At 38.4% G+C, this 21,496-nt stretch carries 19 protein-coding genes; 12 read left to right on the top strand and 7 right to left on the bottom strand.

Annotated elements, in window-relative coordinates; all coding sequences use genetic code 11:
• Positions 1-86 precede the first annotated feature (86 nt).
• The 4 genes from A7A69_RS06550 to A7A69_RS06535 all read left to right on the top strand — a co-directional run bounded on the left by A7A69_RS06550 (position 87) and on the right by A7A69_RS06535 (position 4,520).
• Positions 87-872: a HEAT repeat domain-containing protein gene (locus A7A69_RS06550; protein WP_151981488.1), complete on the top strand. Its 786-nt coding sequence runs from the start codon at positions 87-89 to the stop codon at positions 870-872.
• A gap of 106 nt (positions 873-978) precedes the next feature.
• Positions 979-2,166 carry a 2-methylaconitate cis-trans isomerase PrpF gene (gene prpF, locus A7A69_RS06545; RefSeq protein ID WP_152876649.1) on the top strand — a complete coding sequence of 396 codons (1,188 nt, stop codon included), beginning with the start codon at positions 979-981 and terminating at the stop codon, positions 2,164-2,166.
• Positions 2,167-2,467: 301 nt separating this feature from the next.
• Positions 2,468-3,439, top strand: coding sequence for a sensor domain-containing diguanylate cyclase (locus A7A69_RS06540; RefSeq protein WP_241675221.1), 972 nt, complete (start codon positions 2,468-2,470; stop codon positions 3,437-3,439).
• A gap of 172 nt (positions 3,440-3,611) precedes the next feature.
• Positions 3,612-4,520, top strand: coding sequence for a polyprenyl synthetase family protein (locus A7A69_RS06535; protein ID WP_120370878.1), 909 nt, complete (start codon positions 3,612-3,614; stop codon positions 4,518-4,520).
• Positions 4,521-4,587: 67 nt separating this feature from the next.
• On the opposite strand, the gene A7A69_RS06530 is transcribed toward A7A69_RS06535, so the two are convergent.
• The 4 genes from A7A69_RS06530 to A7A69_RS06515 all read right to left on the bottom strand — a co-directional run bounded on the left by A7A69_RS06530 (position 4,588) and on the right by A7A69_RS06515 (position 7,719).
• On the bottom strand, positions 4,588-5,445 hold the full coding sequence (locus tag A7A69_RS06530; protein WP_120370843.1) for an SPFH domain-containing protein: 858 nt from the start codon (positions 5,443-5,445) through the stop codon (positions 4,588-4,590).
• An 11-nt stretch (positions 5,446-5,456) separates the two neighbouring features.
• Positions 5,457-5,924 (bottom strand): NfeD family protein, encoded by a 468-nt coding sequence (locus A7A69_RS06525; RefSeq protein WP_120370842.1) that lies wholly within the window; start codon positions 5,922-5,924, stop codon positions 5,457-5,459.
• A gap of 186 nt (positions 5,925-6,110) precedes the next feature.
• The gene (locus A7A69_RS06520; protein ID WP_120370841.1) at positions 6,111-7,028 is read right to left on the bottom strand and encodes a patatin-like phospholipase family protein; all 918 of its coding nucleotides are present in this window, start codon (positions 7,026-7,028) and stop codon (positions 6,111-6,113) included.
• Positions 7,029-7,095: 67 nt separating this feature from the next.
• Positions 7,096-7,719, bottom strand: a complete 624-nt coding sequence (locus A7A69_RS06515; protein WP_152876648.1) for a 1-acyl-sn-glycerol-3-phosphate acyltransferase — start codon at positions 7,717-7,719, stop codon at positions 7,096-7,098.
• Positions 7,720-7,827: 108 nt separating this feature from the next.
• Between A7A69_RS06515 and A7A69_RS06510 the strand changes: the two genes are divergently transcribed.
• The 4 genes from A7A69_RS06510 (at position 7,828) to A7A69_RS06495 (ending at position 12,763) form a co-directional block, all read left to right on the top strand.
• Complete coding sequence (locus tag A7A69_RS06510; RefSeq protein ID WP_152876647.1) at positions 7,828-9,066, top strand: MFS transporter; 1,239 nt, start codon at positions 7,828-7,830, stop codon at positions 9,064-9,066.
• A gap of 131 nt (positions 9,067-9,197) precedes the next feature.
• Positions 9,198-10,307 (top strand): porin, encoded by a 1,110-nt coding sequence (locus A7A69_RS06505; RefSeq protein WP_152876646.1) that lies wholly within the window; start codon positions 9,198-9,200, stop codon positions 10,305-10,307.
• 439 nt (positions 10,308-10,746) lie between these two features.
• A complete protein-coding gene (locus A7A69_RS06500) occupies positions 10,747-11,421 on the top strand; it encodes a response regulator transcription factor (protein ID WP_120370837.1) in 675 nt (224 codons plus the stop codon).
• A gap of 16 nt (positions 11,422-11,437) precedes the next feature.
• A complete protein-coding gene (locus A7A69_RS06495; RefSeq protein ID WP_120370836.1) occupies positions 11,438-12,763 on the top strand; it encodes an ATP-binding protein in 1,326 nt (441 codons plus the stop codon).
• A gap of 29 nt (positions 12,764-12,792) precedes the next feature.
• Here the strand turns inward: A7A69_RS06495 and A7A69_RS06490 are convergent, their stop codons facing one another.
• Complete coding sequence (locus A7A69_RS06490; RefSeq protein WP_152876645.1) at positions 12,793-13,596, bottom strand: BUD32 family EKC/KEOPS complex subunit; 804 nt, start codon at positions 13,594-13,596, stop codon at positions 12,793-12,795.
• A 153-nt stretch (positions 13,597-13,749) separates the two neighbouring features.
• A complete protein-coding gene (locus tag A7A69_RS06485) occupies positions 13,750-14,937 on the bottom strand; it encodes an ammonium transporter (protein WP_152876644.1) in 1,188 nt (395 codons plus the stop codon).
• Between the two features lie 318 nt (positions 14,938-15,255).
• Here A7A69_RS06485 and A7A69_RS06480 point away from each other — a divergent pair, with 318 nt between their 5' ends.
• A complete protein-coding gene (locus tag A7A69_RS06480) occupies positions 15,256-16,161 on the top strand; it encodes an AEC family transporter (RefSeq protein ID WP_152876643.1) in 906 nt (301 codons plus the stop codon).
• A gap of 211 nt (positions 16,162-16,372) precedes the next feature.
• Positions 16,373-16,714, top strand: a complete 342-nt coding sequence (locus A7A69_RS06475) for a DHCW motif cupin fold protein (protein WP_152876642.1) — start codon at positions 16,373-16,375, stop codon at positions 16,712-16,714.
• Between the two features lie 72 nt (positions 16,715-16,786).
• Here the strand turns inward: A7A69_RS06475 and A7A69_RS06470 are convergent, their stop codons facing one another.
• Entirely contained in the window at positions 16,787-19,690 is a 2,904-nt protein-coding gene (locus tag A7A69_RS06470; RefSeq protein WP_152876641.1) for a valine--tRNA ligase, read from the bottom strand.
• 249 nt (positions 19,691-19,939) lie between these two features.
• Here A7A69_RS06470 and A7A69_RS06465 point away from each other — a divergent pair, with 249 nt between their 5' ends.
• Positions 19,940-20,620 (top strand): hypothetical protein, encoded by a 681-nt coding sequence (locus A7A69_RS06465; protein WP_151981522.1) that lies wholly within the window; start codon positions 19,940-19,942, stop codon positions 20,618-20,620.
• Positions 20,621-20,645: 25 nt separating this feature from the next.
• Positions 20,646-21,452 (top strand): SDR family NAD(P)-dependent oxidoreductase, encoded by an 807-nt coding sequence (locus A7A69_RS06460; RefSeq protein WP_152876640.1) that lies wholly within the window; start codon positions 20,646-20,648, stop codon positions 21,450-21,452.
• Positions 21,453-21,496 lie beyond the last annotated feature (44 nt).

Below are 21,496 nucleotides of genomic sequence, written 5' to 3'. Positions count from 1 at the left end.
TAATTTGATTTTTTACTTATATGCTTATTTTTTCATGCCATAATTGTAGATATTATGTAGGTAATATACTCCACAAGCCTTTTAAAATGAAACTTGCAGATGTGCCATTTTATATTGATATGATTTGCCAAGACCTTAGTTATGATGACTTTATGGAATACCATCAAGGGCTATTTGAAGGCATCTGTAATGATGAAGAAATATCTAAAAAATTTTCAACAATTACAAACTCACACCAAAAATTCATTGAAGAATTAAAAAATAATGAAGATTTTTGGGAATTTTTTGATGTCGGTTGTGCGAAGTGGGCTAGTAGTTTGGTTGTTATGGCGCATAGTCAATGTGATGATGTGCGAATGAGAGCAGCTAAAAATAACAAGTTAATTGCACATGAGTTAATGAATGATAAAAGTCCTGATGTTCGGGCTTCCTGTGTATATGCTTCAACAAAGATTTCAGATGTACTTTTAAACGATACACATCACTATGTTCGTGCTGTAGTTGCTGTGAAAAGTGAAGAATATGGTTTGAAATTGATGAATGATTCTTCTGACTTTGTACGAGAGTGGTGTGCAAAATGGGAGGTGTGTGCTAGACAGTATGTGAATGACAAAAGTTTAAAGGTTAGATGGAATGCGCTGTATCAGCATAAAAATCTAGCTGAACTCTTTATAAACGATGAATCGGCTGATATTAAATCGTTGTGTTTTCATATAGACAAATCTTTTGCATCAAAACTAAAAACTGACCTAGACCCTAAAATTCGCAAAAAAGTGTTGGTTGAACTACCTGAAATGGCTGAATACTTCTTAAATGATGAAAGCGAAGATATTAGAAACTTAGCACTTAACAAGTTAAATTCAACCAAGTAATGCAAATAGCCATTTATACATCTGATTTTTTTGCTTATATGATGTATAAAATTAGATATGCCTTATTTGGGTGATGCACAAATATAAATGAAAAGGATGAAGGATCATGAGTTCTCGACCACAAGTTAAAATTCCAGCTACTTATATGCGTGGTGGAACCAGTAAAGGAGTTTTCTTTAAACTGGATGATTTACCTGAATCCGCGAAAATTGCAGGGCAAGCAAGAGATCAGCTATTACTTCGGGTTATTGGTAGTCCAGATCCGTATGGTAAACAAATTGATGGAATGGGTGGTGCAACATCAAGTACCAGTAAAACGGTGATTCTGGCAAAGAGTACCCAACCAGAGCATGATGTCGATTACTTATTTGGACAAGTATCGATTGATCAGCCTTTTGTTGACTGGAGTGGAAATTGTGGCAACTTAACTGCTGCGGTGGGTTCTTTTGCAATTAGTAATGGCTTAGTGGATGCGAGCCGTATCCCTGATAACGGTGTATGTACCGTTAGAATTTGGCAAAAAAATATTGAAAAAACCATTATTGCCCATGTACCTATCACCCAGGGTCAGGTTCAAGAAACAGGCGATTTTGAACTGGATGGTGTGACTTTTCCTGCGGCAGAAGTTCAGATTGAATTCCTTGATCCTGCCGATGACGGTGAAGAGGGCGGCGATATGTTTCCTACAGGAAATGTGGTGGATACCCTTGAAGTTCCAGAGATTGGAAGCTTCAAAGCGACTTTTATTAATGCAGGTATTCCCACGATTTTCTTAAATGCCGCTGATCTCGGCTATACAGGCACAGAGTTACAGGAAGCAATTAATAGTGATACCCAAGCACTTGCACGATTTGAAAAAATTCGGGCTTATGGTGCTGTACAAATGGGCTTAATTTCAGATATTTCTGAAGCGGCAGCACGTCAACATACGCCAAAAATTGCATTTGTTGCACCAGCAAACTCTTATCAATCATCTAGTGGGAAAATGGTTGAAGCACAGCATGTTGATTTACTGGTACGTGCATTATCTATGGGTAAATTACATCATGCCATGATGGGAACAGCAGCAGTAGCTATTGGAACTGCCGCCGCAATTCCTGGAACCTTAGTCAATCTTGCAGCAGGTGGGGGCGCACGAGAAGCAGTACGATTTGGTCATCCATCAGGAAGTTTACGGGTGGGCGCACAAGCCGAGCGAAATGGAGAAAAATGGGTGGTGAAAAAAGCCATCATGAGTCGCAGTGCCCGAGTATTAATGGAAGGCTGGGTGCGAGTTCCAGAAGATTGTTTTTAAATAAAAATATTTGAAAAATAGAGGTTGATGTAAACTTAAATCAATCAAAAATATAAAGTCCTATAGTTCAAACAAAGAATATAGGGCTTTATTAAATAATATTAAAATAATAGTGTATAAATTTTATAATATTGGAGCGATATTTTAGGACTAGTGGAATAGTATCTATCTAGTTTTGAGATAATCTTTAGTGCCTTTATGAGAATTAAGTCATTAAAATAATTAATTAAGTTAATTTTAATACATATTTTGAATAACTTTTGAGTACAATGTTCTTCTGGTGGGAAAAATATAACTGAATATGCTTAATGATAATGATTTAGAAACGGTATTTATTTTAGGGCAGCTACAATTACGTACGCTGACACCTTTAATTTCCAAGGAAACCATTCAAAGTTCAGTACCGACATTGTCTTTATTGGATAAATTACCCATTCCTGCATTTATTTTAAGTAGCGATGGTATTTTTTTGAAAGTAAATCAGTTGTTTGCAGATATATATGCAAGCGATGCCTTATATATGCAAGGTAAATCAATAAGTAGTTTTCTTGAAAATATTGAAGATGAAATCGTGACTGTACTCGATCAATTTGAGCATAAGGAAGGGCATTATGAGAAAGAACTTTATGTAAAAGGGCATTTTTATAATACCTACTGGCGCGCTTTAAAGGATGATGCTGAACAGATTATTGCAATTATGATTGTCTGGGCAGAAGTAACCAAGTTAAAACGCCGTGAACGTGTACTGGAGCTGAATAATCTGCGCTTACAGGAATATTTATATGTCGATCCTGTCACAGGTGCTGCAAATCGTTTGGCTCTGGAACAATGGTTGAGCGAAACTCAGTCAGAACATAAGCATATTCCCTTTTATGCCTTGATGATTGATTTAGACGATTTCAAAAAATTTAATCAAACTTATAGTTATAGTCAGGGAGATGTCGCTCTAAAAGAAATTGCCGAGCTTTTAGAGAGTTATTTGAATCCTAAAGAAAGTATGCTTTATCGACTGAATTCTGCGCAATTCGTTGTCATTATGCCCAATGCATCCGAACTGACAGCTTATACTTTGGCGGAACGCCTTCGAATCGCAATTTATGAAGCTGCGTATCTGTTTGAAAATGGTCTTCAAGATAGATTGACGGCAACAGTTGCAATCTATAAGCCTTCTCTTCATGAACTAACTTCATTTTCTGAAATTGAATCACGTTTGTGTTTTGCAATTAAGAATGTCAAAGTCCGCGAAAAAAATAAAAGTATTTCATTGGAGTGATCTAAAGCTTAGTTCCTCGCCCTCATTTTTTAATCAAAACAGAGTGTCAGATTTGTTTTAGCTGATGAAAACAGCATGTGGCTGAATTGAATATGTTATCTTTATGGGCAATCCGCCAGATCGTACCCAAGAGTGTAAAGATCTTTCATTTTTTGTTTCATCCGAGGCTGTCGTGACATCGATTTCACAAGTAAATGCCAATGCATTATTTGCGGCACAAGAGCGTATTCAGCAAGATTTAAAAATGGCCTTAGATGCATTCTCTTTGGCTGAACCTTTAAAATCTGCGGTTTATCATGCTGTGATGTTGGGTGGAAAACGTGTACGTCCAGCGCTGTGCTATGCAGCAGCATCGCTCAATCAGCATTCAAATTTTGCTGCGGCACGTCGGGCAGCAGTTGCAGTTGAATTTATTCATTGCTATTCATTGGTACATGACGACCTTCCATGTATGGACAATGATTTGTTACGCAGGGGGCAACCGACCTGTCATGTGGCTTTTGGCGAAGATACGGCTTTACTTGCAGGAGATATTTTACAGTCGATGGCGTTTGAGGTTTTGACCAGTCGTTTATTTGATCAGCAAAGTAGCGTTGATACCGCAATTGTGTTGAAACAAGTCCAAATTTTAGCAACTGCAAGTTCTAAAATGGTCAGTGGCCAAGTCATGGATTTGCAGGCAGAAGGACAAGCGATCAATCAAGATCAACTAGAAACCATTCATCGTAATAAAACTGGAGCTTTGATTCAGGCTGCGATTATGATGGGGGCTGTTACGGCATTTTCTGGAACTGATCAAGCCATTCCTCAATTGCGCCAATTTGGACAACATATTGGTTTAGCCTTTCAGGTGCATGATGATGTACTGGATATTATTTCCACCACAGAAACATTAGGCAAAACCGCAGGTAAAGATGAACAGGTTGAAAAATCGACTTATCCTGCATTGATGGGTTTAGATGAGGCACAACACTATGCCCAATCTTTACAGCAGCAAGCGCTTTCTGCACTAGATTATTTTGGTGAATCTGCCAAAGACTTGCTAGAAATCGCGCAGTTTGTATTATCTAGAAAAAACTGATTTTTTGTTCAGAGCAGCAATTCCTTTCCTTGAAGGAAAGGAATTGTGTGAATGATGGATGATTGGCTTATGAAGGATTTCGCCCCATCACACCACGAATAGTATTGAGAACGTCGGCAGGGAGTACCACCGTTTTGGCATTGTTGGATTTTGCCATATCTTGCATAGCCTTGATATATTGTTCGCCCAATAAATAAGCCACAGGAATTTCCTGTTCACCGACTGCCGAAGTCACCATCTCAATGGCTTTTTGCGAAGCTTCAGCGAGTACTACTTGAGCTTCAGCGTCACGACGAGATGCTTCTAACCGTCCATCGGCTTCTAAAATCGCGGCCTGTTTTTCACCATCTGCACGCGTTACGGTTGCACGACGTTGACGTTCTGCTGCGGCTTGAGCTTCCATCGCAGCCTGCATTGTTGTTGAAGGTTGAATATCCTGAATTTCAACTGTTTTTAAGGTAATGCCCCAGTCTGAAATATCATCTGAAATTGCAGCTTTAAGCTTGGCTTTAATATGGTCACGAGAAGATAATGCATCATCTAGATCCATCTCACCCACAATGGAGCGTAATGAGGTCTGAACCAGATTTTGAATTGCCCATGTATAGTTCTCAATACCATAAACCGCTTTTTCTGGGGTGGTCAAATTAATATAAGCGACTGCATTCATGACCAAAACTGCATTATCGCGGGTAATCACTTCCTGAGAGGGGATATCCAATACAATATCTTTTGTGGTGACTTTATAAGCCACTTCATCGACATAGGGAATCACAAAATTAAGTCCTGGACTTAAGGTCGCATGGTATTTCCCAAGGCGCTGAACAATCCATTTATAGCCTTGTGGGACAATACGCACCCCTTTAAAGATGGTGACACCCACAAAAATGAGAAAGGCTAAACCAATAATCGTACCGACTGGCATAAAAAATCCTCTTATGTTTCTTGAGATTTATGTAATTGAACAACTAGATCATTGCCCATAATATCGACCACCCTGACACGATCTCCCACTTGTACAGGAGAAAGGCTACGGCAGTTCCATTCATCGGCTCCCAATACAGGCAAAGCAAAACGTACTACGACCTGATCATGGCTTAATCCGACCTGAATCACCATACCGACCTGACCAATCGTGGCTTCACGGGATAATCCAGCTTTAGTTTTATCAATTGAAAGTGGCTTAATAAATTTAAACCATAGAATGGTGCAAAGAATTGACAAGATAATCCACAGTACAATTTGTGTGTTTACACTCATCATCGGGAAAAGCCACAGTAAAATACCTACCATAATGGCGGCAATACCAAACCAAAGGGCGGCAAAGGCAGGTAAAATCAGCTCGGAAAGCATGAGAATAATACCTAAAACAAACCAATGCCAGGGTTCTAAAAATAATTCCATAGCGTTGCTCATATTACTTATGATAGAGATGAAAAAATCATCAGTCATCAATGTAACAGAACTAGGCAAGGATGAATATTAAAATAGCAAAATGAATATAAAAATCAAAAAAATGCTATAAATTTGGCAATATAATGGGTAGTTAAGCCTAAAGCTCAAATACCCATTTTATGAGTTAAAGATGCATTAAAATTTTGGACGTGGTGCAGGTTTTAGTGCGGCTGGGGATTTTTTAAAGGCATTAATTACACCTTGAATTTCTTTTATTTTCAGTTGAGCTGCTTTTTCGCCTTCCAAAATTGCCTGATTGCTCGATTTCAAATCCAGTACGCCTAAATTGCCGACTTTTGGCTGAATGACGACATTGGCTTGATTCAACTCTGTACTGATACTTTGCTGACCCATAATATTAATGGTTTGATCTAAAAGGCCTAGCATATTGCCCGCGCCTGAACCTGTGGGACGTGCAGAGATATCGACTGCTATCACAATATCCGCGCCCATATCTTTTGCTGTTTTGACTGGAATAGGGCTTACCAGACCGCCATCGACATATTTCACATTAGCAATCGTTGCCGGTACAAAGACATTGGGGATACTACAAGATGCGCGAACTGCTTGACCTGCATTGCCTTTAATAAAATCGGCTTTTTGACCATTGTCCAGACGAGTGGCAACTGCGGCAAAGCGAATTGGGAATTTTTCAATCGGTTTATTGCCTACTTGGGTATTGACGTAATCCTGTAATTTTTGACCCAAAATAATGCCCTGACGATTAAGCGTCAGATCGCGTAAATCCGATTCCTGTAGCTTTAGCGCAAGACTTTGCATTTGATACGGTGTTTGACCACTAGCATAAATACTACCGACAAAACTACCTGCACTGGTTCCAGTGACAATTTTAGCTTTAATACCATGCGACTCTAAAACTTTAATTACCCCAATATGAGCAAAGCCTTTAGCACCACCACCGCCAAGAGCTAATGCAATCACGGGTTCGCGGGCTTTGAGAGGTGTGGTTTGAGTGGGAGTTTTAACGGTTTTATCACAACCAAATAGCGCAAGACTCAGGGTGCCAATCAGGGCAAAATGTACAACTTTCATCTTCAATTAAAATAGCAAAAATGGCCAAAAAAGATGCGCACATCTGAACAGATTTAATTGGTGAATACTAGCGTTTTTTGACTAGATTTTGTAAAGGTAATGAGAGCCAGTTTGGTGTATGCGCTGAAAATTTTCCTGCGAAATGCTGCATAATTTGATCCAGATCTTGTTCATAGTGACCTGTTGGATGAAATAAGCCTAAGCTATGAATCTTTTTTTGATCAAAATCAAAAGCAAAAATCACAATCGGAATATGCGCTTTTAACGCAATTTGATAAAAGCCACTTTTTATTTTTTCTGCTTTTTTACGTGTACCTTCGGGGGCCATACCTACCCAGATCTGATCCTGTTGTTCAATGAAATGAACAACTTGCTCAGTTAATCCATTGATACGATCACGTTTTACAGGAATTAACCCTGCCCATTTTAATAAAGGCTGGAAAGGTGGTTTAAACAAGCTATCTTTGCCCAAAACAGTAATTTTAATGCCTAAGCCACCAATTGCTAAAAAACCATACCATGCATCAATATTGGAAGTATGTGGTGCAATAATTGCGACAGCTTTGGCTAAGTTTGGCAATTCACCTTCAATGCTCCAGCCTTGTGCCAAGAACATTTTTTTAAATAAAGCACGGCTAAAAGTTGTACCACGATGTGGAACCTGATTGGGCAATTCTGGAAAATATTGCATATCCTGCTGGCTATAAAAAAATCCTTTTTATCATCATAGTCTTTTGAAATTAAACTGACATTGGCAGAATATAGACTTTAATGCCCAATATTTTGCAAAGGGAAATAAATGCTGAATCCTACGCGCTTATATGTTTTATTATTTTCATTGTATTGGGCGCAAGGATTACCTGTTGGGTTTATGACACATGCCTTGCCTGTAATTTTAAGGTCGCAAGGTGTTTCGCTGGCACAGATTGGTGGCTTTGGTTTACTGATGTTACCGTGGTCAATCAAAATACTTTGGGCACCACTGGTCGATCGATTTGGTTATTCTAAAATAGGGCATTATCGTAGTTGGATATTACCCACGCAAATTTTTAGTGTGGTCATTTTAGTAATTTTATCTTTTTATCCGATTGATTCATTAGGTCAAACACATTATCTTTTTTTGTTTTTTGTACTGCTGCTTTTTTTAAATTTAACTGGTGCAACACAAGATATTGCGACCGATGGTCTAGCGGTTAATTTGTTGAAAACAGATCAACAACATTGGGGTAATACCTTTCAGGTTATTGGTTCTCGGCTTGGTTTTATCGTTGGTGGCGGGGTTTTGCTTTGGGCTTTAGATTGGCTCAGTTGGCAAATAACTTTTCTGGGGCTAGCTTTGGCTGTACTCATGAATACCATTCCAATTTTATATTATAAAAATGAGCAAACCAGAATAAATAATACAGCGCAATTGCAGTATTCATTAAAAGACTATTTTGATCATTTTACGCAATCAAAAGAGCTACGTTGTTGGCTACTGGTGTTGATCAGTTTTAAAGTTGCGGATGGTTTGAGTGGGCCATTATTAAAACCGCTCATGGTGGATATGGGACTTAACTTTACTCAGATTGGTGTATATATCACGATGTTTGGTGCTTTTGCTGCATTATGTGGAGCAGCAATTTCAGGGTACTTACTTAAACGCTATTCGCGTTCAATGTTATTGATTTTATTTTCTTATTTGAAAATTTTAAGCCTATTGGCTTATGCAGGTTTAGCCTTTGTTTTTGGTCAGAATATCAAACTACCAAACATGATTATTTATCTGATTAATGCATTTGAAGATGCCGTTTCTGCCATGCTTTTGGTGGTTATTCTAACTTTGGTGATGCAATACAGTCGAAAAACTTTGGCGGGCACTGATTTTACCTTTCAGGTTGCAATCATGGCCACCGTGGGAGGCGGCTTATACACGGTAAGTGGAATTGTGGGAGACTGGCTAGGCTACGCTGTGTATTTGAGTTCGATTGTATTGATCGCGATGATATGTATGATTCCGCTTTATCAATGGAAAAAACATTATACAAAATTTAAATAAATAATTATTTAAAAATCAATAATGTAAAAATTAGCCTAAGCAAAAAACTGAATAAGTTAATAAAATTTTAATCGTTCTGTAATATTTGCGAACTGTGTAGGATTTGTAACAAATTTACACAGGAACAAAATATGAAAACCAAAATTGCATTGGCATTTGCCTTATCTTTCTTTGCTGGAACCAGTTTTGCCGCACCGACGTTGTATGGGGAAATCGACACTTCGCTTGATTACTTGCCTGAACGTAATGCAACAAAATCAGATAGTGATGTTTGGGAACTCAGTTCCAATAGTTCATATCTTGGGATAAAAGGTGAAGAAAAATTAACCGAACGTTTAAGTGCAGTTTATTTGGCAGAATGGGCATTTAACGCCGATGGAGATGGAACCGACTGGGCGCAGCGTAATCGTTTTGTGGGATTAAAAGATAATGTATTCGGCACGCTGAAAATTGGTAAACACGATACACCCGTTAAACAACTTTCCTCAGTCGTAGACACATTTAATAATTATGTTGCTAACAAAGCTGATATTACAGGTATTTTTACTGGTGAAAACCGAGTAGATAATGTGGTTGTATATGAATCTCCTGCACTAAACTTACCTAATGGTCAGATTAAAATTAATGCACTGCTAGCCACTGGGGAAGGCTCAGGCATTAAGTCATCGAGTGGTGGCGTAAAAGCTGCGGGCGGTGGTTTAGGCGATGCATGGTCTGCCTCGGCTGTGTATGACAATAAAATTGTGGTTGCAGGGATTGGCTATGACAAAGCGATTCCAAGCACCTTTTTAGGACGTGGCTTTTTAAATGCATCTGAACCAGAAATTTCAGGTGGTTCTCTTTTAGCCGCTGCCAATACGATTCGAGCGATTGGTCGAATTAATTTACTAGATAATAATTTGGCTTTAAAAGCACTTTATCAGAGTTCAGAGGTTGAGCGTGTGGCAGGCAATGCAGTGGGTTCAGAAAAAATTGATGACGCAAATGGCTGGTTGATTGGCGCTGAATATAATTTTCCAAATGCAAAAAACTGGACAGTAAAAGGTCAATACAGCCAAAACAATACCAGTTTTAAAACCAATGTATCCGATTTTGAAGCCGAACAAATTATTGCAGGGTTAGATTATGCATTTAGTAAGCAATTTAGAACCTATGGTTATGCAGGCTATTTAACACTTGAGCAGGCAGACAAAAAAGATAAGCAGCCTGTCGGAGGAATTGGCTTAGAGTTTAAATTCTAATAAATCAATAAGCTAAATAGAGGCGATCAGAAAGGTCGCCTTTCTTTATTTAAGAGAGTTTTAAGTTTAAATTCTTAGATTAGCAGGGTGTAATCGGAATATGATGTTGATGTTCGATCCCATTTTTTGAGTTTATATGATACTTAAGTTTATTTGACAAATACAGGTTACTGGTTTGAATTATTTAATTAGGTAAAAATAAAAACTCCTAAAGACCAAAATGATAGACGTTATTTATTCGATATAAAATCGCTTGCAGGATTATATCGGACTGGTCATTTTAAACATTACCTGTTTAAATACGGATGAAAATAAACATTCTAATGTTCAGATACACTGTCATTGGGTTTAAGATATTTTTGGATGACATGAATATCTAAGCGACATGACATACAGATAGAAATCCTGATAATAAATTGATTAGCTGTGAGCCAATACCATGCCTAAAATCCTAATTATTGAAGATGACTTCATGATTGCAGAGTCCACGCTTACTTTGCTCAAGTATCATCAATTTGATGTGGAATGGGTAAATAATGGAATCGATGGCCTAGCACAACTTGCAAAACAGACTTTTGATCTGGTATTGCTTGATCTTGGTTTACCCATGATGGATGGTATGCAGGTACTGAAGCAAATTCGTCAGAAAACTGCTGTACCTGTGCTGATTATTTCAGCACGTGATCAACTGGAAAATCGTGTAGATGGACTAAATCAGGGGGCTGATGATTATTTGATCAAGCCTTATGAGTTTGATGAGTTATTGGCACGTATCCACGCATTATTGCGCCGTAGCGGTAAAGAGGCACAAGCCACCAGTCAGGATCAAATTCTCAAAAGTGGCGATGTAATCTTAAATATCGAGAAGCATGTTGCCACAGTAAAAGGTCAGGAAATTGAACTTTCTAATCGTGAGTGGGCAATTTTAATTCCACTCATGACACATCCAAATAAGATTTTCTCCAAAGCAAATTTGGAAGATAAGCTGTATGACTTCGATAGCGAAGTGACCAGTAATACTATTGAAGTCTATGTGCATCATTTGCGCTCTAAACTGGGTAAGGATTTTATTCGTACAATTCGCGGTTTGGGTTATCGTCTTGGACATAGCTAAAGGATTTTAAATATCTATGTTCCAGCATTATTCTTTAAAGCGGCGCTTAATTTGGTACACGTCTATTTTTAGTATTTTGCTGGGCTGTGTTCTTATTTTTTCAGCGTACAAAATTGCCTTACAAGAAAGTAATCAGATTCTTGATGCACAAATGCAATATTTGGCTAAGCGCTCTGCAACTCAACCTTATGCGGCTGTCGTAAGTCACTTTGAAAAAGATCGTATTTATCGTGAAGAAGATCTTTTTGTTGATATTTGGGCATACAAGGAACAAAGCCATTTAAGTCATGCAGACCGTTTATTGGTTCCTCCTGTCAAATATGCAGGTTTTTATACGCAGCAGACTGAACATGGAATCTGGCGTACTTATGTAATGCCGACCAAAGATTTTCAAATTCAAATTAGCCAACAACAAAAAGTTAGACAGGTCATGGCGCTTGAACTTGCGGGAAGCATGTTTTTGCCTTATGTCATTATTTTACCTTTTGCTCTCATTGGTTTAGCGGGAATTATTCGACGTAGTTTAAAACCACTAGATGACTTTAAATCTGAACTGATTCAACGTGATTCTAATGATTTAGCACCTATTTATGAAAAACATTATCCTGAAGAGCTTTCACCCACCATTCATGAAATGAATCGGCTATTTGAACGGATTTCTACAGCTCAACAAGAGCAGAAACAGTTTGTTGCCGATGCTGCTCACGAACTGCGTACCCCGATTACCGCTTTAAATTTGCAGACCAAAATTTTATTAAGCCAGTTTCCAGACCACGTGGCATTACAAAACCTGAGCAAAGGCTTGGCTCGTATCCAGCATTTGGTTAGTCAGCTTTTGGCTTTAGCTAAGCAAGATGCTTCAATGAATAGCCTTGAGCGATTTAGCACTTTTCAACTCAATAACGTCGCATTGAATTGTGTCGAGCAGCTGATGAATTTAGCGATGGAAAAGGAAATAGATCTGGGCTTTGAGCGCAATGAAGATATTGAAATGGTCAGTATTGAACCTACTGTTCACTCTATCATTTTTAACTTGATTGATAATGCGATTAAGTACACTCCAGTGGCTGGTGTGATTAATATTTCTGTATATGAAAATGAAAATAACTATGCCTGTGTGCAAATTGAAGACAGCGGCGCAGGGATTGATCCACAATATTATGATCAGGTATTAAAACGTTTTTATCGTGTACATCATCATCTTGAAGTAGGAAGTGGTCTTGGTTTGTCTATTGTGGATAAAGCAACGCAGCGTTTGGGCGGTGAGTTAATCCTTTCACAAAGCCCAGAGCTAGGGGGGTTGAGTGTATTGGTACGTTTGCCAAAAATCTTAAAAAGTTGAATAGATTAAAAGGGTTTGATTGATTTTCATTAGATCATTGGGAGAGGTTCATGTTGCTCCAGTTTTTTTAAAAACAGCATACATTTTTGGATTCTCTTTCCATCGTTGCCTAGTTTTTCTGGTTTAAAATGTAAAATCCATTGTAATTTATGCCCAATTTTACAGATTTCACGCAACACTTTTTTATTTTTATTCAGCGCATCATAAAAAATGGTACTCGCTTGTTCAATTTCCTCTAATTTAAAACGATATGATGATGAGAAAATAAAACATAACCAATCACGTATTTGGCAGTTTTTTAAGTTTAGAATTTCTCGTGGATCTGTTTCAAAATCAATAAAAGTAAAATGATGATGCGCATCGACTAAAATATTACGAACAAAAGCTTCACTTAAATAGGCACCTTTATGGTGGAGTGTTTGAATTTCAGTCATTGCATCTGTGTAAAGTTTTAATCGCTGCTCAGAGCCATCTGCTTGTGCAAGTGCATGATCAAGTTGAATAACATGTTGACCGCCGTTTGCAGCATCTTGAAGTAAAATCCCATTATCACAGAGAGCTAACACTTTGGGAGTGCTTACTCCTAATTTTGCAAGGGAAGTAATACGTCGATATTCACAGTGAATTGCTTTCTTGCCGCCATAATTAGGAATAGGCGTTAATGCTTCTATATGAAGCAAACGTGCCAGCCATTTCAGAGGAGTATACATCCAGATAGAATGCCGTGTAGATGCTTTTTTTAGCCAAACTTTGACATGCTCAAACTCATAAGACTGAATGGATTCGTTCTGTTGATCGAGAGATGCATGGAGCAACTCCGTAAAATTAGACATAAAATTAAACCCTACATTTTATAATGGATATTTTATGTCAGGTTATAGAGGATGTCACTTTTTAGAAACGGCGTTCAAATACAATAAAAAATTAGTCAAAAAAAACGGTTCTAAAGAACCGTTTAAAAGATCATCATGAAAGTGTGAAGGGATTTAAAACATACCTTCTTCTGAGTTGGCAGAAATTTTGTGAATAGACAAATCTGCGCCCTGAAATTCTTCTTCCTGTGATAATCGAATGCCTATTGTCACTTTTAAAACACCATAGACAATGAAACCACCCAGTAGGGCGATACTGACTGCTAGAACGCTTCCAATCAATTGTGACATAAAAGAAACATGACCTAATCCACCTAGCCATTGTTGTCCAAATACTCCTACAGCCAGACCTCCAAATACACCACAAACGCCATGCAAAGGCCAAACACCTAGAACGTCATCAATTTTTAGTTTGTTTTGGGTATATGTAAATAATTTAACGAAAATCACACCTGCAATTAACCCAATCATTAATGCACCAAAAGGATGCACCACGTCTGAGCCTGCACAAATAGCAACTAAACCAGCCAATGGGCCATTGTGTAAAAATCCTGGATCGTTTTTTCCTGCTAGATTGGCGCTGAGTGTACCGCCCACCATAGCCATGAGTGAATTAATCGCAACAAGACCAGAGATTGCATCGACTCGCTGGGCACTCATAACATTAAAGCCGAACCAGCCAACAATTAAAATCCATGAGCCTAAAGCCAGAAATGGAATAGATGATGGCGGATGCGCACTGACACGACCATCATTTTTATAACGACCATGACGTGCCCCTAATAAAAGTACCGCTGCAAGTGCGATCCAACCACCCATTGCATGAACTACCACAGAACCAGCAAAGTCATGAAATGGCGCACCAAAATGTGTTTGTAACCAATTCTGTAGACCAAAGTTGCCATTCCATGCAATACCTTCAAATAATGGATAAACCAACGCAACCAATAAAAAGGTTGCAATCGCTTGAGGGCGCATTTTGGCGCGTTCGGCAATACCACCTGAAATAATGGCAGGAATCGCTGCGGCAAAGGTCAGTAAGAAGAAACAACGCATCAGGTTATAGCCATGTTCTGCCGAAAGCGTTGTGCCCATATGAAAAAAATGCAAACCATAGGAGATGTAATAACCTATAAAAAAATAGGCAATTGCAGAGATTGAAAAGTCAGTCAGAATCTTGCTAAGTGCATTGACCTGATTTTTATGGCGGACTGTACCTAGCTCTAAAAATGCAAAACCAGCATGCATGGCTAGTACTAAGACAGCGCCTAACAACAAGAAAAAAAGATCTACATTTTGCATAATCTGCTCAAAATAGGTGCTTAAAATCACTTTAACTGCACAACTTATATTGTTAATGCACCAAAATGGTTTAGTAAATCTAAAAAATAGCGATCATAGTAATTATCTTATGATCATAAAAAGCATCAAGCAAAAAATGCACCAGTTTAGCGGCTATTTCCAATTTTTTTAATAATAGTGGTGCGCGTTGGTCAAATATGGTGCTGTTTTCATTATTAACCCTTTGATTGTTTTTAACGCGAAATTTAAGATTAGCAATCATTTTGGGAATAGAATAAGTCAGGATTTAAAAATAACGATAGTTAATAATGGTCGGCTATGGCTCATATTTTTCTCGCACTTTTTCCACTTATTGCCTTAATCGCAACAGGTTATCTATTTAAAAAATATAATTTTTTTAGTGATGAGTTTTGGCTGGGTGCAGAGAAACTGAACTACTACGTGCTTTTCCCTGCATTACTGTTTTATACATTGGCTACAGCAAATATCGATCCGCATAGTGTCAAAACGGTGATCACGGCGATGTTTGTAGTGCTTCTTATGGTTACTTGTGTGCTTTATTTTTTAGGCATTTTAAAAAAGATTCCACCTGCCCGTTTTGGGGTACATGTACAAAGTATTATTCGATTTAATACTTATATTGGGTTGGCTTTAGTCGCTGCACTTTATCAAAAAGAAGGCATGTCGATTTTGGCTATTTTGTTGGCGCTGAGTGTACCTGTCGTTAATATCATTTCTGTACTTGCGCTTACGCCGTCTGAACAAATGTCGCTTAAACCAGTTTTAATTGCATTGCTTAAAAACCCTCTGATTTTATCCTGCATTTTAGGTGGCTTGGTCAATGTATTACATATTCCCGTTTGGGACGGTTTTACAAATTTACTTAAGCTGTTTTCTGCATCGAGCTTACCTTTGGGATTACTTTGTGTCGGTGCCGCTTTACAGTTTAAGGAGATGAGAAAGGATGTTCCTGTTTTAATTTTAGATACTTTTGCTCGGTTACTGATAATGCCTGCAGTGGCTTATTTTGTGTGTTTGCATTTGGGACTTTCCAAGTTAGAAAGCCAGATTACGGTTATCTTTTTTGCGTTACCGACTGCATCTGCGGCTTATATCCTGACTAAAGTATTGAAAGGGGATAGCCAGCTTATGGCTGCGGTGATTAGTTTTCAAACCCTTTGTGCTGCGGTGACCTTGCCCTTGGTGATTTGGTGGGTGGGGTGATTGCCTAATTTTTCATACTATTGTATAGAGAGTAATGCAGCAGAATTTATTTGTTGTGGTCAGATTATTTTTGATGATTGAATGGTGAGATTTATATGGTGATTGGAGAATATCAAAAGTGTTAGCGCTACAATCGCGTAAATTGAATCGATATATTTTCGAGAGATAATTTGATTATATATTTAAATGAATTTAGAGTTTGGAACTACATATGAATATTTTCCCTTTTCCTTTTCAAGTCACTGATTGGGAAAAAATAGAAACGACAGAATATAACGGTGAGACTGGAAAAGCGTACTGGAAAACACAGTATTTTGGTGAAGAAAATAACAAAATTAGAGTCAGAATGGTGGAATATTCAGCCAATTATCTAGCCGATCATTGGTGTGAAAAGGGTCATATTTTATTTTGTCTTGAGGGATCGCTTGAAAGTCGATTAAAAGATGGTAGAACTTTTATTTTAACCAAAGGAATGAGTTATCAGGTCGGTGATCATGCGGAACCACATCAATCTTTTAGCTTAAATGGTGCAACATTACTCATTGTTGATTGAATAAAGAGTTGTTTAAAAAAGGACTGAATAATCAGTCCTTTACACTACGAATTAGATTAAATTACCAACACCTTAAAGCGCAGCAATCTGCTCCATACTCGCTTTAATCTTGCTTAACTGATCAGCACATTCAGCCAACTTGGCTTTTTCACCTTCAACTACCGCTGCCGGTGCTTTTGCCACAAAACCTTCATTACCCAATTTATTAGCAATCTGGTCATGTTGCTTTTGAACTTTATCCAAGTCCTTCTGTAAACGACCAAGTTCGGCTTTCGGATCAATCAAACCTTTCATTGGCACAAAGACAGACGCATGACCAATCACACTCGAAGAAGAAAGTGGTGGTTCCTGATCTTTGGTCAAGAATTCAATGCTTTCAACTTTTGCCAGTGCTTTAAATAAAGGTTGAATACGCTCAATTTGAGTACGTTCTGCATCCGAAATATTTTGCAGCAATACAGGTAATAAACGTGCATTACCCAAGCCCATTTCTCCACGAATGTTACGAACCGCACCAATTAAACCTTGCAACCATTGCATATCTGCTTCGGCTTGTTCATTGATTTTTGCTGCTTCAGGAACAGGGTATTGCGCCGTCATGATCGTATCGCCACCTTTGCCAATCATTGGCGCAAGCGTTTGCCAGATTTCTTCGGTTAAATACGGCATCAATGGATGTGCTAGACGAAGTGATGCTTCTATCACTGCAAGTAACACACGGCGAACTTCAGCTTTACGTTCTTCTGAAACATTGGCATCGTTCAAAACAGGTTTGGTCAGTTCAACATACCAGTCGCAATATTCATTCCAAATAAAGTCATAAATGGTTTGTGCAGCAAGATCTAAACGATAAGTTGCAAATGCTTGATGAACAGCTTGCTCAGCTTTTTGCAAACGACTGATGATCCATTGTTCTGGAAGTTCCCAAAGCTCAGGGCGAGCTTCTTGAGCAACAGTTTGACCTTCAACATTCATCAGTACAAAACGAGTGGCATTCCAGATTTTATTACAGAAATTACGGTAGCCTTCGACACGTTTTAAATCAAACTTAATGTCACGACCTGTATTGGCAAGCGCACAGAACGTGAAACGCACTGCATCTGTACCGTAAGCATTAATCCCTTCGGGAAACTCTTTACGCGTCGATTTTTCAATCTTTTCAGCTTGTTTCGGATTCATCAAACCAAAGGTACGTTTAGCCACCAGACTTTCCAAGTCAATCCCGTCAATCAAATCTAAAGGATCAAGTACATTCCCTTTAGATTTTGACATTTTTTGACCTTCGCCATCACGAACCAAACCATGTACGTACACAGTTTTGAACGGTACTTGTGCAGTACCATCTTCATTCTTCATAAAGTGCATGGTCAGCATGATCATGCGTGCCACCCAGAAGAAGATAATGTCAAAACCAGTGACTAGTACATCAGTTGGGTGGAAGGTGTTTAAGAAATAATTTTGTTTATCTTTGGCAGCATCACCTGTCCAACCTAAGGTGGAGAATGTCCAAAGACCTGATGAGAACCAAGTGTCCAGAACATCTTCATCCTGCTGTAAAGTCACATCGTCTGGAATATTATTTTTAGCACGAACTTCTTCTTCGTTACGACCTACATAGATGTTGCCATCAACGTCGTACCATGCAGGAATACGATGACCCCACCAGAGTTGGCGTGAAATACACCAGTCCTGAATGTTGTTCATCCACGCCATATACATATTGGTATATTGCTCTGGAACAAACTTAATGCGTCCATCTTGAACCGCTTCAATTGCTGGTTGAGCAAGCGGTGCAATTTTTACATACCATTGATCGGTCAATAATGGCTCAACAATGACACCTGAACGGTCGCCACGAGGTGCTTTAAGGTCATAAGGTTGAATCTGATCCAGCCAGCCTTCGGCTTCTGCTTGTGCAACCAATTTTTTACGGGCAGCAAAACGCTCTAAACCAATATAATCACTCGGTGCAGCAATGGTTGCTGAAATCTGTTCGCCAGCTTTGGCAATAAATTCAAAATCAGCCAGAATTTCGGCATTTTTATTGAAGATATTGATAATTGGCAAGTCATGACGTTTGCCTAAATCATAGTCATTAAAGTCATGGGCAGGCGTGATTTTGACACAGCCTGTACCAAAGTCTTTTTCGACATATTCATCTGCAACGATAGGCACTAAACGGCCAGTAATCGGCAATACAATATTTTGACCAATCAGATGCTGATAACGTTCATCTTCAGGATGTACCGCAACTGCGCTATCGCCTAACAATGTTTCTGGGCGTGTAGTTGCCACCACCAAATAATCATTGCCATCTTGGGTTTTAAGTGATTTATCTTCAAAGAAATATTTGAAATGCCACAAAGAACCTTTTTCTTCAACCGATTCAACTTCAAGGTCAGATAGGGCAGTTTGTAGTTTTGGATCCCAGTTGACTAAACGTTTTCCACGATAAATAAGACCTTGTTCATGCAGTTGAACAAAGACTTCTTTCACTGCGTTAGATAAGCCTTCATCCATGGTAAAGCGTTCACGTGACCAATCTACAGAAGATCCCAAACGACGAATTTGTTTGGTAATGGTGCCACCTGATTGTTCTTTCCATTCCCAGACTTTATCTATAAATTGCTCACGGCCTAAGTCATGACGACTTACATCTTGTGCAGCCAATTGACGTTCAACCACCATTTGTGTGGCGATACCCGCATGGTCTGTTCCTGGTTGCCATAAGGTATTTTTACCCATCATACGGTTGTAACGGGTCAAGGCATCCATAATGGTATTATTAAAACCATGCCCCATGTGCAAGCTACCTGTCACATTTGGCGGTGGAATCATGATACAGAATGATTCACCATGACCAGATGGCTTAAAGTAGCCCTGTTGTTCCCAAGTTTGATACCATTTTTTTTCGATCTCAGTCGGATCGTAAGTGGTCGCAATGTTTTGAGCAGATTGAGCGGTTGCATCAGACATAATTTAGAAGTCAAAAGAGAATAAAAAATTGTATCTATTGTAGCAAAAAAACAATGAAAATGGCGTGTTACGATCAGATTGGATTGGGCTAAAAAATTGTTATCTATTTTGGTGCAAAAGTAATCTGTAGAGTCAGTAAAAAAAGTTTATGTTTTTGAGCGAAACTTGCTAAATTTATGTAAAGTAGTCATTTAATTGATCTATAAAAATAAGCGAGAGAAGATGAGTTTAAAATTTGGGGATAATGCAATGGGATATGCAGTCTTTTTAAAAATTAATGAAGCAACACATGGTCGTTTTGAAAGTATTCGAATGCAATTAAATCTGGGAGCAGAAAAAAGTCAGTCTAAGGCTTTGGGGAATGTTTTATCTGAAATTGCCTGTGAGATTATAGAGCAAGTCTTTGCTGAGTTGTTGTACCAACAAAAGCAAAAAAATAACGAATATGCGCAAAAACATGCAGCAGAATCAGAAAAAGTGATTCAGCAAATCTTGGAGACTATGCGCAAATATATGCCGTGGTCAGTTTCATTTTTTAGCAATGAACGTTTAACGCCCTTGGTGAATTACTTTTCAGATTTATTAAGTGAGCATAATCGACAAATTTATGTACGCTATGAGTTAGATTCTGTATTGGTTCAAGAAGCATTTGCATATATTGAAAAAGTACGTGAAGGGCAGATGAGTTATGTTCCTAAAGCATTTCAATTACTCACTCAAATTGTAGATGAAGGGGTGACTAGCCTCATTCGTAATCCAAAAAAATTACTTAAGTTTAATCTGGTTGTCGACAAAACCTTAAACGGAGTGATTAATATGACGACACATTTGGGATATAAACGCCTTGAGAAATTGGGTGAAAAAATTGATTCTACGACAGCAAATGAATATATTGAACATTTTCTGATGTTTATGCAAAAAGAAGCATGATCTAATCATTAATAAGGGAATAAACATGGCGAAGTTAACAACACTTGAAAATAAAGTCGTCTGGATTACTGGGGCATCATCTGGTTTAGGAAAAGCTTTGGCACGTGAATGTGCGTTGCAAGGGGCACAAGTTATCTTAACGGCACGCCGATATGATGAATTGGAAAGTGTGAGAATTGGTTTATTTAAACCTGAACGACATATTTCAATTGCTGCCGATATTACCGATGAATCTCAAATTCGCCATGCTTATGTACAGGTGCTTGAAGAAAAGGGAAAAATTGACTGGCTAATTAATAATGCAGGACTCAGTCAGCGTGCGTTGATTCAGGATACAAGCATGCAGACTGAACGCGCGATTATGGAAATTGATTATTTTTCGCAGGTATATCTGACTAAAACTGTGCTTCCAACTTTTATTCAGCAAAAAACTGGCCGTATCGCCTTTGTTTCCAGTGTAGCGGGTTTATTAGGGACTCAATATCGCGCCAGTTATTCAGCAGCTAAAGCCGCTATTCATATGTGGGCAAATAGCTTACGTGCTGAAATTGCACAATTTGGAGTCGGAGTTTCTGTGATCTTTCCGGGTTTTGTTAAAACCAATGTGTCTTTTAATGCGCTTAATGGTGAGGGAAAGCCACAAGGCCATCAGGATGAAGCAATTGAAAATGGTCTTGAAGCAGATGTATTTGCACAGGAAGTGGTCAAAGCGCTGATGCAAGAAGAAGAATATATTGTAGTCGGTGGCGCAAAAGAGAAATTAGGTGTTTGGGTATCTCGGTTATCCCCAAATTTACTCTATAGAATGATTCGTAAGATGAAAGTTAAATAAGATTCCTTATGCTGTTTCAAGAAGTTGTCTTCAACTTCTTGAAC

Origin of the sequence: Acinetobacter guerrae (assembly GCF_009372255.1) — a bacterium.
Classification (GTDB): Bacteria; Pseudomonadota; Gammaproteobacteria; order Pseudomonadales; family Moraxellaceae; genus Acinetobacter; species Acinetobacter guerrae.
Note: the sequence above shows the minus strand (reverse complement) of the source record. Positions and strands in the feature narration are given on the sequence as shown.

Excerpts from the sequence above, each read along its gene's own strand:
- A7A69_RS06505 (WP_152876646.1), top strand. The coding sequence starts at position 9,198 with ATGAAAACCAAAATTGCATTGGCATTTGCCTTATCTTTCTTTGCTGGA.
- A7A69_RS06480 (WP_152876643.1), top strand. The coding sequence starts at position 15,256 with ATGGCTCATATTTTTCTCGCACTTTTTCCACTTATTGCCTTAATCGCA.
- A7A69_RS06500 (WP_120370837.1), top strand. The coding sequence starts at position 10,747 with ATGCCTAAAATCCTAATTATTGAAGATGACTTCATGATTGCAGAGTCC.
- A7A69_RS06485 (WP_152876644.1), bottom strand. The coding sequence starts at position 14,937 with ATGCAAAATGTAGATCTTTTTTTCTTGTTGTTAGGCGCTGTCTTAGTA.
- A7A69_RS06475 (WP_152876642.1), top strand. The coding sequence starts at position 16,373 with ATGAATATTTTCCCTTTTCCTTTTCAAGTCACTGATTGGGAAAAAATA.
- A7A69_RS06460 (WP_152876640.1), top strand. The coding sequence starts at position 20,646 with ATGGCGAAGTTAACAACACTTGAAAATAAAGTCGTCTGGATTACTGGG.
- A7A69_RS06540 (WP_241675221.1), top strand. The coding sequence starts at position 2,468 with ATGCTTAATGATAATGATTTAGAAACGGTATTTATTTTAGGGCAGCTA.
- A7A69_RS06490 (WP_152876645.1), bottom strand. The coding sequence starts at position 13,596 with ATGTCTAATTTTACGGAGTTGCTCCATGCATCTCTCGATCAACAGAAC.
- A7A69_RS06525 (WP_120370842.1), bottom strand. The coding sequence starts at position 5,924 with ATGGAATTATTTTTAGAACCCTGGCATTGGTTTGTTTTAGGTATTATT.
- A7A69_RS06510 (WP_152876647.1), top strand. The coding sequence starts at position 7,828 with ATGCTGAATCCTACGCGCTTATATGTTTTATTATTTTCATTGTATTGG.
- prpF (WP_152876649.1), top strand. The coding sequence starts at position 979 with ATGAGTTCTCGACCACAAGTTAAAATTCCAGCTACTTATATGCGTGGT.
- A7A69_RS06520 (WP_120370841.1), bottom strand. The coding sequence starts at position 7,028 with ATGAAAGTTGTACATTTTGCCCTGATTGGCACCCTGAGTCTTGCGCTA.
- A7A69_RS06495 (WP_120370836.1), top strand. The coding sequence starts at position 11,438 with ATGTTCCAGCATTATTCTTTAAAGCGGCGCTTAATTTGGTACACGTCT.
- A7A69_RS06550 (WP_151981488.1), top strand. The coding sequence starts at position 87 with ATGAAACTTGCAGATGTGCCATTTTATATTGATATGATTTGCCAAGAC.
- A7A69_RS06515 (WP_152876648.1), bottom strand. The coding sequence starts at position 7,719 with ATGCAATATTTTCCAGAATTGCCCAATCAGGTTCCACATCGTGGTACA.
- A7A69_RS06465 (WP_151981522.1), top strand. The coding sequence starts at position 19,940 with ATGGGATATGCAGTCTTTTTAAAAATTAATGAAGCAACACATGGTCGT.
- A7A69_RS06530 (WP_120370843.1), bottom strand. The coding sequence starts at position 5,445 with ATGCCAGTCGGTACGATTATTGGTTTAGCCTTTCTCATTTTTGTGGGT.
- A7A69_RS06470 (WP_152876641.1), bottom strand. The coding sequence starts at position 19,690 with ATGTCTGATGCAACCGCTCAATCTGCTCAAAACATTGCGACCACTTAC.